Source organism: Subsaxibacter sp. CAU 1640 (assembly GCF_023156585.1).
Taxonomy (GTDB): Bacteria; Bacteroidota; Bacteroidia; order Flavobacteriales; family Flavobacteriaceae; genus JBPOFM01.
Window position 1 is genome coordinate 827,020 of the sequence record NZ_JALNMI010000001.1, and the last position, 14,513, is coordinate 841,532.

The following is a 14,513-nucleotide window of genomic DNA, read 5'->3' on the forward strand; positions in this document are numbered from 1 at the left end:
TCGTTTGATACTCTTTGTCAATAGGCTTTTGGGAGTTGTTGGCAGGATAAAATTAGAAAAAAAAGGTACAGAAATGCGCCAAGCGCAGGTTGTTATCAAGATGTTATTAACAAATCGTTAAGTTGACACCCTAAAATTGAAGATTCGACATTTTAAAGCCTTAAAATAATCAAAGTTGACTTTTTAATTCGTCAAAACTGTTTACGTCATTCAAATATTTCATATCTATCTCGTATAAATCTGCGAATGTTGTAAAAGTTGTTCCGTCTGATCTTTGACGAACAGAACCTTTGGGAAAAAGTGAGCGTTTATTCGAGAATGTTGCTTTATCAATCCAGCCGCAAACCGTCACTTCTTTTTTCAATTTATGATAACTGCAAAATATGTAAATGTCCGTTTCAAAATAATCCTGAAGTTTTAGAAAGTTGTTGGTAAAATTGGGTTTCACATCCGTTGTTCTTCCCATGGTTTTGACGTCGATTTTTTTTGAATTGATTATCAAATCTATGCCATTGTCAAAACCATCGCTTCCGTCAACAATTCCAAGACCCAAACCATTCATCACCACCGATTGTCCAATAATGCCGGTGAGTTGCTGCTCTTTCGAGCCATTCGCAGTGTAGCGATTGCCAAAATTATGATTGTTTGCCACTTTAAGGCAATGTTCATATAATTCATCACTGACTTTGACAGTAAACATTATTAAATGATTATGTGACCAATGTAGAAAATTTTTGGTCACAATGATGACATTTTTTTATGATGGCGATGAGTATATAATAAATCCGAAGCTATTAATCTAGGGAAATTATTTTTTAGGGTTTATTGTAGCATAAGAGCTGTCTTTAGGATGGCTCTTTTCTTTAGTTGAATTTTTTGATGATAACCATTAGAACAATTACTAACACCACCGAACCTAGAATCCAAAAAATTAGATTTGTAGTAGTCTGAATTTCAATAGGAGCGGTGTCACCAATTAATACCAATCCTGCCCAATATTGAGGGTGTGCTGTTCTGCCTTGTGCTGTTTCCAAATAGTCCAGTTTGGCTTGCTGCAATGCCTTGTCTTTGGGCAAACCATCCTTAATATATCCGTAAAAAGATTCAATGATGGCTGCACTCGATTGCTCATCTATTTTCCAAAGACTAGTAAGAATACTTTCACTTCCGGCATAATTGAATGCGTGTGCCAAAGAAATCATTCCTTCACCAGCTTGATAGGTTGGCTTTCCGGTTTCGCAAGCTGTTAAAATGGCCAAATTCGATGATAAGTTGGTGTTGTAGATTTCATATGTGTAGAGATAATTATCATCTGTAGTAGTTGAATCTAGAGACTTTGCAAAAACCAAACGCGATAATTCAGGCGAAATATTGTTAGCTTCTGCATGCGTGCCGATGTGGATGATTTTGTGTTCCTTGGCGTTATTCTTAAAAATATGTTCGGTTGAATTTTCATTTAAAAAGGATGTGCCTTTGAACAAACGGGTAGAATAATTAGCCAACCTTTTGGTGAATGGCTGGGGAAGTAATGTCAGATAGGTTTTGTCTAAACTGATCGAGTCTTGAATGACAATTTGATAATCTGATTTCATCTTGTCATTAAATTCAGGAACAAAAGCCACAAAATTATCTTCATAACTGACTGTTTTGCTACCCTTATCAATTAGGAAAAGACTGTAATTATATGATATGATGTATTTTGAAAGCAAACTGTTTGAAGCCAATTCTTTATAATTTATAGTGGGTTTTGCAGTGAGCATTTCAAAATTGAGGTTGAACAAATCTCTATCAGGAATTATTACGATATGTTCAGTTTTAATAGCATTTTCAAATGGTTTCCAAAGATCTGTGTAGAGTTCATTCAAAAGTGAAAGATTATTTTCGAACAAGGCATTGTTACTATGCAATTGTTCAATTTTGGTGCTTATGCTAGATGGATTGAGTTTGTAGAGTTCAGTGTTTTTTTTGGAAATTAAAACTGCGTACAAATCCTTATCAGAATAAACATATCGAATCACAGTAGTGTTATCAGGCAATTTCTGTTCAATATCATTTAATGATTTAGAAATCACGGCAAACCGCAATTTATAATATTTTGGATAGTTTTTTTTGAGCATCTCTAAATAATCATTCCATTCAGAATTTGCTCTTATAAATGCTTCAATATTATTGCTCTCGTTTAGCGCAGTTTGGATGTTCTTCTTGATTTTTTTCTCTTGGGTTAAAATTTCGCTTGGCACATCATTATAAGACATGGAAGTTTTAGAGTTCAGGCGCGAACGAATACGATTGTATAGAATAGACTCGTGCAGACTTGTAATCTCGTTAAGATAGTTTTTGTCTTTGGTTTTCAGATAAAGCTCAATTGCTAATTGCTTTGCAAACTCAAAAATCATTGAATTATTTTCAATCAAAATGGATACATTATTTCCATCTCCTATAAGGGTTTTCTGTGACTCCACAATTGTTATGGCTTCCTTTAATGTTTTAAACTTATCTTGCAAAAAGAATATTGAATGGGATTCTTTTGGGTTTAATCTGTAATCAGATTGAGCTTTGAGCAATAAGGTTTGTGGCTTATAAAAAATAATTTGTGTTGAATCTAAAGAAGAGTTTTGAGTAGGAAGCTTTTTTTTAAGAAGTTCTTCCGTGATGTTTACTTTATCTAAAGCTAATGCATAATCTCCCAATTCATAATAAAGACCTCCCAAATTAAGTGCTTGCTGTATCTCAAAGGAAGTTGTGGAACCTTGATTTTTCTTGATGTAATCATACGCTTTTTGCGCCATGGCCAACGCTTTTTGCTTTTCTCCGTTTTTGGCATAAAATCGAGAAGCATTCACAACATAGTCAAGGTAAATTTCATCATATGCGCCTTCCAAAGCAACTTCATACAACTCTTCAGAAATCTTGAATTCCTTTTTGGCAATATCGATTTTTCCTAAATCAGCATTAAGTGTTGCCATGTAATAATGAGCGTCTGCTTCCCAGTAAGCATTACCTCCGTTTGTGTTCTTAATTTGAGTGATGGCTTCTTCAAGATACTTTTCCGCTTTGCTGTAATCTCTCAAAGCCAAATAAATCTGACCTAAAAGAACTTTGGCTTTGAAGAGTTCAGGACTTTGTGGATCAAAACTTTTCTTTTTTTCTTTGAATGAATATTCAATTAAATTTTTTGCCTTTTCAAAATCTCCAATGTCTTTATAAATACCTGCCAAATTCTCGATGGACATGTAAAGAAATTCTTTTGCAGTTTCTTTTTTTGTGTCAGCAGCATCAGACTTTAAAAATTGATTCAGGTATGTTATTGTTTTTCTCATGGCTTCCAAAGCCTTGTCCAAGCTTCCTTGCGTAGAGTAAATGGCAGCAATATTATTGTTGATGGTTGCTGGCCTATAAAAAGAATTCATGGGATTTGGTTCTAAATCCTTCAGCATTTTTTCGGCTTTCTCAAAATAATATAGCGAGCTGTCGATTTTAGAGAGAAACCACATGGAACCCCCAAGAGAGTTATAAATAACATAATAGTTTTTTTTATCAGTTTGGGCATAGGAATTATAATACTTAAGGGCTTTTCTATGATGAGCAACACCTGTAGCAAGATCACCTTTTCGGGTACTCAAGGTTCCTAAATTATTTTCAATCAATCCAAAATCTTCAGGTGTGGCATCTTTCCATTTTGAGGTTAGTTTTAGCGCTTCGAGATTGGCATCATAAGCTTTTTGCGAGTCGCCAAGGAGTTCGTAAAACGTCGATAATTCCAATTGGGCTTGTCGCCAAACCTTTAATGAATCGGTTGAAGAAGTAATGGTTTTTATGAATTGAGTTACTTCAGAAGTTGCTTTGGATGGATTCTGAAGCTGAAGCTGAATTTTTCCTGTGTAATAAATGTAATCCGTCAATAAAAAATAGGAATTTTTAGCTTCTAGTTCTGAAATGCCTTTTTTTAAGACTTTATTTGCTTCAACGAAATTCTTATCTGAAAGAAGCTTGTCTAAATGTTTTAGATTTTCAGTGTGAGAAGTTTGGGCATACATTTGAAATCCCAAGCCAAAGCACAAATAAATACCTAAAAGTCTAAAGATGGACATGGTTATTTTAATTTCTTGAGCAATTCCTTACTGTCATCAGACGAGCTCATCTCTAGATGCTCGATGGCTTTTTCTGTATTTTCAGCTTTTAGATAGGCCAATCCTAAATAGTAATTGGCATCATTCATAAATACACTGTTAGAAGTTTGAGTCGTTTTTTCAAGATATTTAATTGCCGAAGCTTCCTCTTTCTTTGCTAAATATGCTACTCCCAGAAAATAACTGATGGTATCATTCTCTGGCTGTTTAAGTTCGAGTTTCTCCCATTTCTCTATTGCTTTTTGATAATTACCTTCTTTATAATTAACCATTGCATCAAAAAAATCAAAATTATCAGAACTGCTCATCGTGGTAGGAAGTCCAGGGTCTGGTGTAAAATGATTGTTGAACAAGCGTTCGTTTGAAGATCCGCTCAAAAACCAAAAGCAGCCTAGACCGATAACGATAACAGCAGCGGTTGCATATTTCCAAAAATCCAATCGTCTTACCTTACTAGAAGTTTCAACGGTTTGTTCCTGTAGAGGTATTTCTTTGTGAAACTCATCCAATTTCTCTTTAAGTGATTGAGATTCTATACCAAAAAGCAATGTTTTGATGTCTTCTACTTGAGATTTAAAGACATTATCTTGCTCTAGTTTGTTTTCAAACTTTTCAAGTTCATCTTTTGACATCGAGCCATTATAATAACGCTCAATGGTTTCCAAAAGTTCTTGCGATATGTTGCTATTATCTTCCAATTTTTTTAAGGTTTAGAGGCTAAAACCATCTCACGCAGTTTTTCCATACATCTGTATTTTTTATTACGCGCTGTGGTTTCTTCAATATTCAATTTTTCTGCGATGTCTCGCAACGATTTTTTTTCAAAATAAAATGTGGTCAATAATTCTTTACAAGGACTTCCTAACACTTTGAAAGCCTCCATGGCTTGCTTCAGTTTCTGTTTGTAAATCTCTTGTTCTTCCTCATTTTCTTCCTCATCGATTTTATCTTCAAATGTCATCGTTGGATTCATCAAATTTGTTTTTTTAAATTGAGATGAACGTAACACATCATACCATTTGTTTTTTGCAATTTGGTATAAATAGCCTTGCAAGGCCGTTTCATTTTGTGGTACGAACGTATCGTTTTTGATATTGTTCCAAACGCTTATAAATGCTTCTTGATAAATGTCTTTTGCTTGTTCTTTGGTGCCACTGTTTTTGAGTACTAAAGCTTCTATTTTATAATAATTGTTTGTGTAAAGTGACTTTAATGCTTCAGAATCGTTGGATTTGATGGCATCAACAAGTTGGGTCTGTGAGTCAATTGTATGGTGTTGTCTCATGAATCTAAGGGAAAATATGAGAAATATACAATTAATTCAAGTCACATCAAATAACAGTTCTGTCAAAAGACTATTTGTACGATTAACAACTTTAATAAGAGTTTAGATTTCACTTTAAAATGTTTAAAGGATTAATACCTTGTTCATTGGTACATCTCCCAAACTTTAAAATGTCATCATTCTTTGGAAAATTATTTTTTTGAAGTAGTGTATTTTTTCTCTAGTTGAAGTAACATTTCGCTAGACATTTTTTCCAAATCAAATTGATGGTCCCAGCCCCAATCTTTTCTTGCGTAGCTATCATCGATAGATTTTGGCCAACTGTCAGCTATTTGCTGTCTGAAATCTGGGTTGTAAGTGATGATAAAATCTTTAATGTGCTTCTGAATTTCCTTGGCAATCTCTTTTGGAGTGAAACTCATGGCCGCAAGATTATATGAAGAACGAATGGAAAGACTATTTGCAGGAGCATCCATCAATTTAATGGTGGCATCAATGGCATCGTCCATAAACATCATTGGCAACTCCGTGTTTTCTGACAAAAAACTCTCATATTGACCATCAGTAATGGCTTTATGATATATCTCTACTGCATAATCTGTGGTACCACCTCCAGGCATTGTTTTCCAACTGATAATTCCTGGATAACGAATGCTTCTCACATCAACACCATATTTGTCATAATAGTATTCACACCAACGTTCACCTACCTGTTTGGTGATTCCATAAACGGTGGTTGGTTCCATTACAGTATGTTGAGGTGTGTTGTCTTTTGGTGTCGTTGGACCAAAAACCGCAATGCTCGATGGCCAAAACACTTTTGAAATGTACTTCGCCTTTGCAAGATTGAGCACATGAAACAAAGAATTCATATTTAAATCCCATGCTTTCATAGGGTATTTTTCACCTGTTGCGCTCAACATGGCTGCCATCAAATAAATGGTATCTATTTTATGTTTCTCTACACAAATTAATATAGAAGAATAATCCTGTGCATCTACAATTTCAAAAATACCCGAATTCACCACTTCAAGGTTGTTGTAGCTAATGTCGCTGGCAATGACGTTCTCGCTGCCATGAATTTCTCTTAATTTGTATGTGAGTTCGGATCCTATTTGGCCACAAGCGCCAATGATTAATATTCTTGAAGACATTATATGATGACCTTTTTTTGTTTTAACAAAAGTAATAAGAATAAAGGCGAGAGAAAATCCTTGGCTTCAAAAATTAACGATTTTTAAGATGCAAATTTTAGGAGCATTGCTCTTGTGAATATCGATTGCTTGAAACTTTGGTTATCTTTACAGCTCATTTTAGTAGTGAATTTTAACGGAAAGATATGATGAAATCATTTCTATACATAATTGGTTTTTTGATGATTTTTGGATGTAAATCCAAAGAGGAGCAAACCGTTGTTGAAGTAGACCAACAAGAAAAAGACAGTCAACAAGTCACTGCAAAAGACATCGAAAATTTAAAATACACAGATTATGTGTTGAGCCCAGAATCTAGAGAGGCTGTTGTCAATTGGCAACGTTTTCAAGAGTTATTGGCGCAAATAGAGTTTCTGAAAAAGGCAGACTTTTCTTTTTTTAATGGTAAAAATGAGTTGCTTGTTAATTTCCTCACAGATTTAAGAAAAGACATTCCCCAACATGTTTCCGGACCTGCCATTAATGAACGATTGATAGCCCTGGAAACTAAAATACTTAAACTCCACAGCACTTTTAAGTTGCCCAATGCTAAAAAAGAGGAGGTTTTAAAGAATATTAAGGAAGTACTGGTGGCCAATTCAAACTTGCATCTACAAATAAATAAAAAGTTTGAGTTTGAATCTCAAGTTATTGAAGACCCATCTGTTGAGGATTAGATTACAGATTTCTTAATCTTTTGTTAAGATGTAACAATCGTAATATTCAAGCTTCTAATAATTAACTAATTTTATGCAATTCTCTTTGTTTTATTGACCTTGAAATAGGAGATGACCAACATAATTAAAAACTTAAATTATGAACAAAACCAATTTTATGCAGTTTTTAGCTGCTTCAGGAATGGCTTTTTTTGCTTTGGTAGCATGTAAAGACGATTCCAAAAAAAATGACACAGCAATGACAGAAGAAAAAATCCCTGGAATTGTTTTAGAAAACATGGACACTTTAGTGAGTCCCAAAGTTGATTTCTATAATTACGTTAATGGTAATTGGAACAGAACCACTACTATTCCAGATGATGAATCTGTTTGGGGAGGATTCAGTGTTTTGAGAAAATCAACTCGAAAAGATGTGTTAGACATCATCAACACATCTCGAGAGCTTAACACTTATGCTGAAGGCACTGACCAGAAAAAAGCACTTCTTATTTATGAAACCGAATTAGATACCGTAGCTCGTAACGAAGCTGGTATTAAACCGTTGCAACCTTATTTGGACAAGATTAATGGTATCAAATCTATCGAAGATTTGCAAACAGTTACAGCACAAAATGTGGCCATTTCTCAACCTTTTATGGGCTTGGCAGCATTTGCTGATTTGAATGATAGTAGCATGAATGCTGCTTATATTACTCCAGGCGGTTTGGGCTTGCCAGAAAGAGATTACTATTTGGAGCAAGATGAAAAATCAAAAGAAATTCGTCAGCAATACGTAGACCATATGGTCAGGATGTTTAAGTTCATTGGGATTGATGAAGCTAAAGGACGAAAAGATGCTGAAACTATCTTGGCTATCGAAACTAAATTGGCAGAACCAAGATTAAATAAAGTAGAAAGCAGAGATGCTCGAAACTTTAACAATCCAAAAAGATTGAAAGACGTTCAGGCAATGACACCTTCAGTCAATTGGGAAAAGTACATCAAAGATCTAGGTGTTACAAAATCGCTGGACACTGTGATGGTTATGCAGCCAAAGTATATGACAGCTTTAAATTCTGTGCTAAAAAACACATCTGTTGAAGACCTTAAAACCCTGGTGCGTTGGTCAACATTGAATAATGCAGCAGGAATGCTAACGACTGAAATGGAAAAGGCCAATTGGGATTTTTATAGCAAAACCCTAAATGGTGCTAAAAAGCAGTTACCAGCTGATGAGCGTGCATTAGAAACAGTTAGTAATACGGTTGGCGAAGCTATCGGGAAAGTTTATGTGGATGCTAAATTTCCGCCGGAAGCAAAAGCAAAGGCTGAAAAAATGATCAAAAACATTGTAAAAGCTTACCAAGTTCGAATCAAGGCTTTGGATTGGATGTCTGAAGAAACCAAACAAAAAGCAATCGCAAAACTTGATAAGTTTACGGTGAAAATCGCTTACCCAGATGAGTGGGAAGATTATTCAAAGATGCAAGTAAAATCAGGCAACAGCTATGCTGAAAACATGTTGGCTGTGGCTGATTGGGCAACGAAAAAGAACTATTCTGAAATTAACGAGCCTGTTGACAAAAAAGAATGGGGAATGCCACCTCAAACGGTAAACGCTTACTTCAATCCATTGAATAATGAGATTGTATTTCCAGCGGCTATTCTACAGCCACCTTTCTATAATTATCAAGCAGATGATGCCGTGAATTATGGTGGAATAGGAGCTGTGATTGGTCATGAGATTTCACATGCTTTTGACGATTCAGGTGCTCGTTTTGATGCCGATGGAAACCTTAAAAATTGGTGGACAGATAAAGATCTTGAAGAGTTTACGAAGCGAGGAAAGGCTTTGGCAGACCAATACAGCGAAATAGAAGTAGCTGACAGTTTATATATCAATGGAGAGTTCACACTTGGTGAAAACATTGGTGACCTTGGAGGCGTATTAGCTGCTTATGATGGTTTGCAACAAAGTTTTAAAGAAAACGGACGTCCTGATAAAATCGATGGTTTCACTCCAGAACAACGCTTCTTTATGAGTTGGGCAACGGTATGGAGAACTTTGATGCGCGACGAAGCATTGAGAACTCGTATTAAAACCGACCCTCACTCGCCTGGAATGTATAGAGCTACACAACCGTTGAAGAATGTGGATGCTTTTTACGAAGCATTCGATATCAAAGAAGGAGACCCAATGTATGTGGCGCCTGAAAAACGTGTCAGAATTTGGTAACTTCTTCCATACTAAAAAGCAAAAAAGCAGCCGTTTCGGCTGCTTTTTTTGTTTGTAAAAAGTAAAATTTATTCTTTCGTCTTTCTCAACAAAGCATCCTTACTGATTTTCGCCAAATTAAAATTTGGATCGATTGCCAACGCATGATTCAACTGCGCAAGCGCAGCTTCAGTATTGTTAGTGGTGTCTTCATTATAAATTACCAATGCTTTTAAATACATAAAGGCGGCTTTCAAAGAGGTTTCATAAGGTTGTTGAGTCTCGTAAAACGCTTGTTTCATATCGTCCTTTACGTTCGCCAAGCCATATTCAATACTTGTTTTGGCGCCAGCAATATCTTGGGCTTGTAATTTTAAATCGGCAATTTCATAGGCCAAATAAGGATTAGGTTTACGACCGAACAACACTTCAAAATGTTCTAATGCTCGTTTTGGTTGATTTAAGGATTTTAGTGCTAGCGCCTTAACTTCAACATTCAAATCAGAATCTGTAGCGTTCTTTTCTATTCCAATTGTATTCAACGCTTCAACGTTTTTTCCTTCAGAAACATAAAGATAGGCTATAGTATCTTTTCTTGCTTGTGTAGGTTTAAGAATATCTAAATGCACCATCGCATTGATGACACCCTGAACATCACCTTGTTTTTTCATTTGTTTGTAATAGGCTTCAAAGTGCTTTTGAAGCTCACTTTTTGTTTGGGCATTCACACTCATCGATGCCACAACAACCAAAAGAAGTATAAGTCTTTTCATCTGTTTTAATTTTTTGACGCGCTAAAACTAAAAAAATTAATGTGATAAAATCACAACAAATTGCTAATTATTAGACATGCATCTTAAATCAAATGCAAAATCATCAACTTAAAACAAAGGAAAGTCAACAGAATTATTCTAAAGTAATCACCTTTTTAACGATTACAGCATCATTCAAAACAAATGGTTTGGGGATCATAGTTGCAGGTCGTTCAGGAACGTAAAATAATGAATTGTTCAGCATATCATTGGAAGAACTATAGAGTGTAAATTCCGTTTTTTGTTCTGCTGGAATTATAAATTCCATTTCAAGATATTTTTCATCAGATACGTAATAACTGAACAATTTGCTGCTTTTCCGATTGCCAAAAACTGAAATAGAATTTTTAGGTTTTTCAATTTTCATTCCATTCAAATTGAAAGATAGAAACGTATAAGTCGAGTCTGCAAAAAATTCCATCCGATTGATGTGTCTTTGAGGTGAAATAAATAATTTCACATGTCTCAAACCGGCAATGACTGTGTCTTTTTGCTTATCGAGATAAGGTAACTTTAGCGGCTTTATGTTTGCTTTTTTGCTATAAGTAAAAGGTGTTTTGTATTTACTGCTAAATTTTTCGTTTAAAAATGTGTCTGCTTCATCAGGATTTTCGGTGAGGTATGGTTTGGTCCAATCGTCCAAAACATGATCATAGGTTGCCCAAACGGCAGCATCTTTATCAGCATCGTAAACATAAACAAGGCTGTTTGGTTTTGGTCGATCTTCAGTGAAATCAGATTTGAAATGAGCCAATATCAAAAACACGAAAGACGCAGCAAATAGAATATATGACCATCGATCTTTATATCGGGAAAAACCAAATACTGAAATGCACAATGAAAATATCAGAGACACCATTAACGTGGAAGCTACCAGCATTTTCAGCCCTAAACCTACGGGAAACATTTTTACGAAAGGCGACATAATCATCAATACTGGAAAGAGCAGTAATGTCATCAAAATGATATTTGGATGTTTTTGCCTTACCAGCACAAACAGGCTTATCAATCCAAAATACAATGGAATAATGAAGAAACTGGCACCTTTTAGTTTAAATGCAATGATTCCACATATGACTAACCATAGAAAGAGAGGAGGAACAGCTAAACTGGCTGTATTTTCGGGTTTATAAACTTTATTGTATAGCCACATACAAACTGCGATTGAAAACAAAGAAAAGGCCCAAATATAGGCGTGGCCATTATAAGTGAATCCATGCAGCATTTCGTTGTATTGAGGATAAACAACACAAAGCAATTTCCATCCAAAATAGCCTACCAAACCATTGATTACCACAGCAGCAATTCCTGGTAAAAAAGCCTTTGCCATTTCTTTGGAGTCCAGAGTGCGCTTATTGATGCCATAAAAAACCAAGGCAACAAAAATCAAAATTGCCAAAATGAGCATAGGTAAAACCCACGAAAATGGGTAACTAACCGTTTTGAATAACGGCACGTTAAAATAAATGTCATCAGAATCGCTCTTGAGGTTGTTGAGATTTGCATTTGAAAAATAATGCAGCAAAGGCATCAAATAACTTCCTTGATGTTCAAGTGTGTTTCTGTCTAAACGCTCATAAGTATCAAGTGCTGTGTGGTAATCAAAATGATCATCTATAAATGCGAAGTTAAAGCCATCGATATCACCATCTTCTCTAAAGCGTGTCAAATCGGTATCATTTGGTAACATTTTATAGATGCTGTAAGCCAATGAATTTGCCACTGGATAATCTGGATTTGCTTCTTTAAATCCTTCGATCAATTTTTGATTTCCACCATTGGTTTCGACCAACATATAACTCGGGCCACCACTGCCACGCGCTTCAAAATTAAGTACCAATCCAACGTCTTTTGCCCATGGATGTTTGTTTACAAACAAAGAAGCACCATTCAACCCTAATTCTTCGGAATCGGTAATGAGTATGATGATATCGTTTTTAGGCACCCTTTTTTCGCTTAAAAAAGCTCTTATGCCTTCAAGGATTGTAACAACACCAGAGCCAGCATCACTAGCACCTAGAGAAGAATGTGGATTACTGTCATAATGAGATAACAGCAATAATGCCTTGGAATTGTCAGATCCTTTAATGCGAGCCAAGATGTTTTTTGGTTTTACAAATGTTCCCCAATCTGTCAAGGTATTGTCTTCTTGAATTTGGGTTTCCAACCCTAACTTTTCAAGCTCGTAGACGATATAGTTTTTGACGGTTTCATGGTTTTCGGCGCCTACATAATGAGGCTGTTTCGAAATTTCCTTGAGATGAACCAATGCTCTGTCAGTTGAGAATTGATTATCTGGCGTATCCAAGCCAGAAATGCTATGAGGCATCAAAGCATAAAAGCTCCAATAAACAGCAATGATAATAAGCAGAAGTGCGGTGGCTTTTTTTAACATCGTTTAGTTGGTGTTAGTTGGTTTTTATAAAAATACGAAATTATTCAATGCCTTTTTACGTTAGGTTAAATCACAAATTTTAGCTAAATTTAGAATTCACAAATTATTCAGTTATGGCAATCAAAAGTTTTCAAGGCGCGCGTAAGCAACAACAAAAAGAGGTGGAGTTGTCACCTTTCAAGGTTAAAGATTTTATGACTACAGATTTAATCACGTTTAAACCTGAACAAAAAGTCATCAGTGTGGTAGAAATGCTTATCAGACATAAAATATCTGGAGGACCTGTGGTAAATGACAATTACGAATTGGTAGGGATCATTTCAGAAGGTGATTGTTTGAAACAAATAAGTGAAAGCCGTTATTACAATATGCCCATGGAAAACGACACTGTCGAAGCCAGAATGATTAGAAATGTGGACACCATTGATGGTAATATGAACGTTTTTGACGCTGCAAATGTTTTCTTGGAGTCAAAACACAGACGCTTCCCTATTATCCAAGATGGGAAATTGGTTGGCCAAATCAGTCAGAAAGATATTTTAAAAGCTGCCTTGAAACTGAAGGGTGAAAATTGGAATTCCACTACCAAAAATAATAATTTGGAGCAGAACAACCAGCAATAGATTTACTGTTCTTTTTTTACCAACGTATAGTAATCACCTTCAATAGGTAAATAACCTTGGTCATATACGAAGTAGTAAACTGTCCCAACTTTAGTTCTGTAGATGCTCGTTATTTGATTGAAGTCAAATCCTTTCTCCATTAATTTTGATTTTGGCACTGTTGTTTTTTGTCCAGGATTGAGCGATTCAAGGATTCTATAGTTTTTACGTAACCGATTGTGTGTGTTGCGGATGAGGTTGGTGCTGTCCTTGTTGATATTGTTGTTATAGGCATTTCGACAGGCGTCATCACAGAACTTCTTATCGGCCCGGCCCACAATTTTTTCGCCGCATTCCAAACATTCTTTTTTCATAAACTACAGACTGTTATAGAATCACAAGATACAAATATTTTGATTTTAAGTCTTTACAATTTATGGGCTATAATCACTGTATTCATATGGTTCACGTTGTCATGGACAGCTACCTGAAACGTATTTGATTTGAGAGTCGAAACAATTGACTTCATTTGTTTAATATTTGGATTTTTTACTGCCATGTTAAAGATGATATCTCCCTTACTCCCCAGCGATTCAATGACTCGAAGCCAAAAATTTATATTCATAAATTGCGACGGCACCTGAAGGTCGATGAACAAATCGATGATGATTAAATCAAACTTTTTTGTGTTCAATGACATGAAGGCTTCAGCATCGTTGCAAATGATGTCCAATTGTCCAGAACATTCAATCCCGAATTCGCCTTTGGCGATTTTGATGACTACAGGGTCAATTTCGACAGCCGTAATGTGTTTTTCGTATGCCATGTCTTTCCGAAGTGTTTTAATAACGCATCCACCACCAAGCCCAAGAAGCAGTATGGAATTCACTTTTTTTAAATCCACCTGTTCCAATCCAAATTTGAGCACTTTTTGGAGGGCACCGTATGAATAGTTGGCATTTTTGCTATTGAGGTGCTTTTTCCCATTGTACCAAGTGATTTCCAGAAAACCGCTATAATCCGATTTTATTTTTTTGGTGATAGGATAGATGTAGCTTAAAAGACGAGACATAATCGGTAAATATAGGAAATTAAACTCAAGAAATAATCCATTTGTAAACGCTTACAAACGATATTAAGTGTATAAGAACCGAATATCTTTTGGAAGTCGTCGCATCTTTGCCTTGTTGAATTGACCGAATGATATTCAATAGTATTAACTGTT

Annotated in this window: 12 protein-coding genes; 3 read left to right on the top strand and 9 right to left on the bottom strand. The window is 35.5% G+C overall.

All coding sequences use genetic code 11. The features are described from left to right. Positions 1–169 precede the first annotated feature (169 nt). The 5 genes from M0G43_RS03580 to M0G43_RS03600 form a co-directional block, all read right to left on the bottom strand. Positions 170–700 (bottom strand): hypothetical protein, encoded by a 531-nt coding sequence (locus M0G43_RS03580; RefSeq protein ID WP_248023564.1) that lies wholly within the window; start codon positions 698–700, stop codon positions 170–172. 163 nt (positions 701–863) lie between these two features. After that, positions 864–4,091, bottom strand: a complete 3,228-nt coding sequence (locus M0G43_RS03585; protein WP_248023565.1) for a CHAT domain-containing protein — start codon at positions 4,089–4,091, stop codon at positions 864–866. Positions 4,092–4,093: 2 nt separating this feature from the next. Then, positions 4,094–4,828, bottom strand: coding sequence for a tetratricopeptide repeat protein (locus M0G43_RS03590; RefSeq protein WP_248023566.1), 735 nt, complete (start codon positions 4,826–4,828; stop codon positions 4,094–4,096). A 5-nt stretch (positions 4,829–4,833) separates the two neighbouring features. Continuing rightward, positions 4,834–5,415, bottom strand: coding sequence for an RNA polymerase sigma factor (locus tag M0G43_RS03595; protein WP_248023567.1), 582 nt, complete (start codon positions 5,413–5,415; stop codon positions 4,834–4,836). A gap of 191 nt (positions 5,416–5,606) precedes the next feature. Then, positions 5,607–6,569 (bottom strand): NAD-dependent epimerase/dehydratase family protein, encoded by a 963-nt coding sequence (locus M0G43_RS03600; RefSeq protein ID WP_248023568.1) that lies wholly within the window; start codon positions 6,567–6,569, stop codon positions 5,607–5,609. A gap of 185 nt (positions 6,570–6,754) precedes the next feature. Here M0G43_RS03600 and M0G43_RS03605 point away from each other — a divergent pair, with 185 nt between their 5' ends. Together M0G43_RS03605 and M0G43_RS03610 are read left to right on the top strand one after the other, a co-directional pair. Beyond that, positions 6,755–7,285: a hypothetical protein gene (locus M0G43_RS03605; protein WP_248023569.1), complete on the top strand. Its 531-nt coding sequence runs from the start codon at positions 6,755–6,757 to the stop codon at positions 7,283–7,285. A gap of 139 nt (positions 7,286–7,424) precedes the next feature. Then, positions 7,425–9,500, top strand: a complete 2,076-nt coding sequence (locus M0G43_RS03610) for a M13 family metallopeptidase (protein ID WP_248023570.1) — start codon at positions 7,425–7,427, stop codon at positions 9,498–9,500. 68 nt (positions 9,501–9,568) lie between these two features. Here M0G43_RS03610 and M0G43_RS03615 read toward each other — a convergent pair whose 3' ends face one another. Then, positions 9,569–10,252 carry a hypothetical protein gene (locus M0G43_RS03615; protein ID WP_248023572.1) on the bottom strand — a complete coding sequence of 228 codons (684 nt, stop codon included), beginning with the start codon at positions 10,250–10,252 and terminating at the stop codon, positions 9,569–9,571. A gap of 133 nt (positions 10,253–10,385) precedes the next feature. Then, positions 10,386–12,686 carry a M28 family peptidase gene (locus M0G43_RS03620; protein ID WP_248023574.1) on the bottom strand — a complete coding sequence of 767 codons (2,301 nt, stop codon included), beginning with the start codon at positions 12,684–12,686 and terminating at the stop codon, positions 10,386–10,388. Positions 12,687–12,799: 113 nt separating this feature from the next. Between M0G43_RS03620 and M0G43_RS03625 the strand changes: the two genes are divergently transcribed. Next, the gene (locus M0G43_RS03625; RefSeq protein WP_248023576.1) at positions 12,800–13,309 is read left to right on the top strand and encodes a CBS domain-containing protein; all 510 of its coding nucleotides are present in this window, start codon (positions 12,800–12,802) and stop codon (positions 13,307–13,309) included. Between the two features lie 2 nt (positions 13,310–13,311). On the opposite strand, the gene M0G43_RS03630 is transcribed toward M0G43_RS03625, so the two are convergent. Both M0G43_RS03630 and M0G43_RS03635 read right to left on the bottom strand, forming a co-directional pair. Then, the gene (locus tag M0G43_RS03630) at positions 13,312–13,662 is read right to left on the bottom strand and encodes a hypothetical protein (RefSeq protein ID WP_248023577.1); all 351 of its coding nucleotides are present in this window, start codon (positions 13,660–13,662) and stop codon (positions 13,312–13,314) included. A gap of 53 nt (positions 13,663–13,715) precedes the next feature. After that, entirely contained in the window at positions 13,716–14,360 is a 645-nt protein-coding gene (locus M0G43_RS03635) for a spermidine synthase (RefSeq protein WP_248023578.1), read from the bottom strand. Between the last annotated feature and the right edge of the window lie 153 nt (positions 14,361–14,513).

Coding starts and splice junctions, on each gene's coding strand:
- M0G43_RS03580 (WP_248023564.1), bottom strand. CDS start 700: ATGTTTACTGTCAAAGTCAGTGATGAATTATATGAACATTGCCTTAAA.
- M0G43_RS03585 (WP_248023565.1), bottom strand. CDS start 4,091: ATGTCCATCTTTAGACTTTTAGGTATTTATTTGTGCTTTGGCTTGGGA.
- M0G43_RS03595 (WP_248023567.1), bottom strand. CDS start 5,415: ATGAGACAACACCATACAATTGACTCACAGACCCAACTTGTTGATGCC.
- M0G43_RS03600 (WP_248023568.1), bottom strand. CDS start 6,569: ATGTCTTCAAGAATATTAATCATTGGCGCTTGTGGCCAAATAGGATCC.
- M0G43_RS03605 (WP_248023569.1), top strand. CDS start 6,755: ATGATGAAATCATTTCTATACATAATTGGTTTTTTGATGATTTTTGGA.
- M0G43_RS03610 (WP_248023570.1), top strand. CDS start 7,425: ATGAACAAAACCAATTTTATGCAGTTTTTAGCTGCTTCAGGAATGGCT.
- M0G43_RS03615 (WP_248023572.1), bottom strand. CDS start 10,252: ATGAAAAGACTTATACTTCTTTTGGTTGTTGTGGCATCGATGAGTGTG.
- M0G43_RS03620 (WP_248023574.1), bottom strand. CDS start 12,686: ATGTTAAAAAAAGCCACCGCACTTCTGCTTATTATCATTGCTGTTTAT.
- M0G43_RS03625 (WP_248023576.1), top strand. CDS start 12,800: ATGGCAATCAAAAGTTTTCAAGGCGCGCGTAAGCAACAACAAAAAGAG.
- M0G43_RS03630 (WP_248023577.1), bottom strand. CDS start 13,662: ATGAAAAAAGAATGTTTGGAATGCGGCGAAAAAATTGTGGGCCGGGCC.
- M0G43_RS03635 (WP_248023578.1), bottom strand. CDS start 14,360: ATGTCTCGTCTTTTAAGCTACATCTATCCTATCACCAAAAAAATAAAA.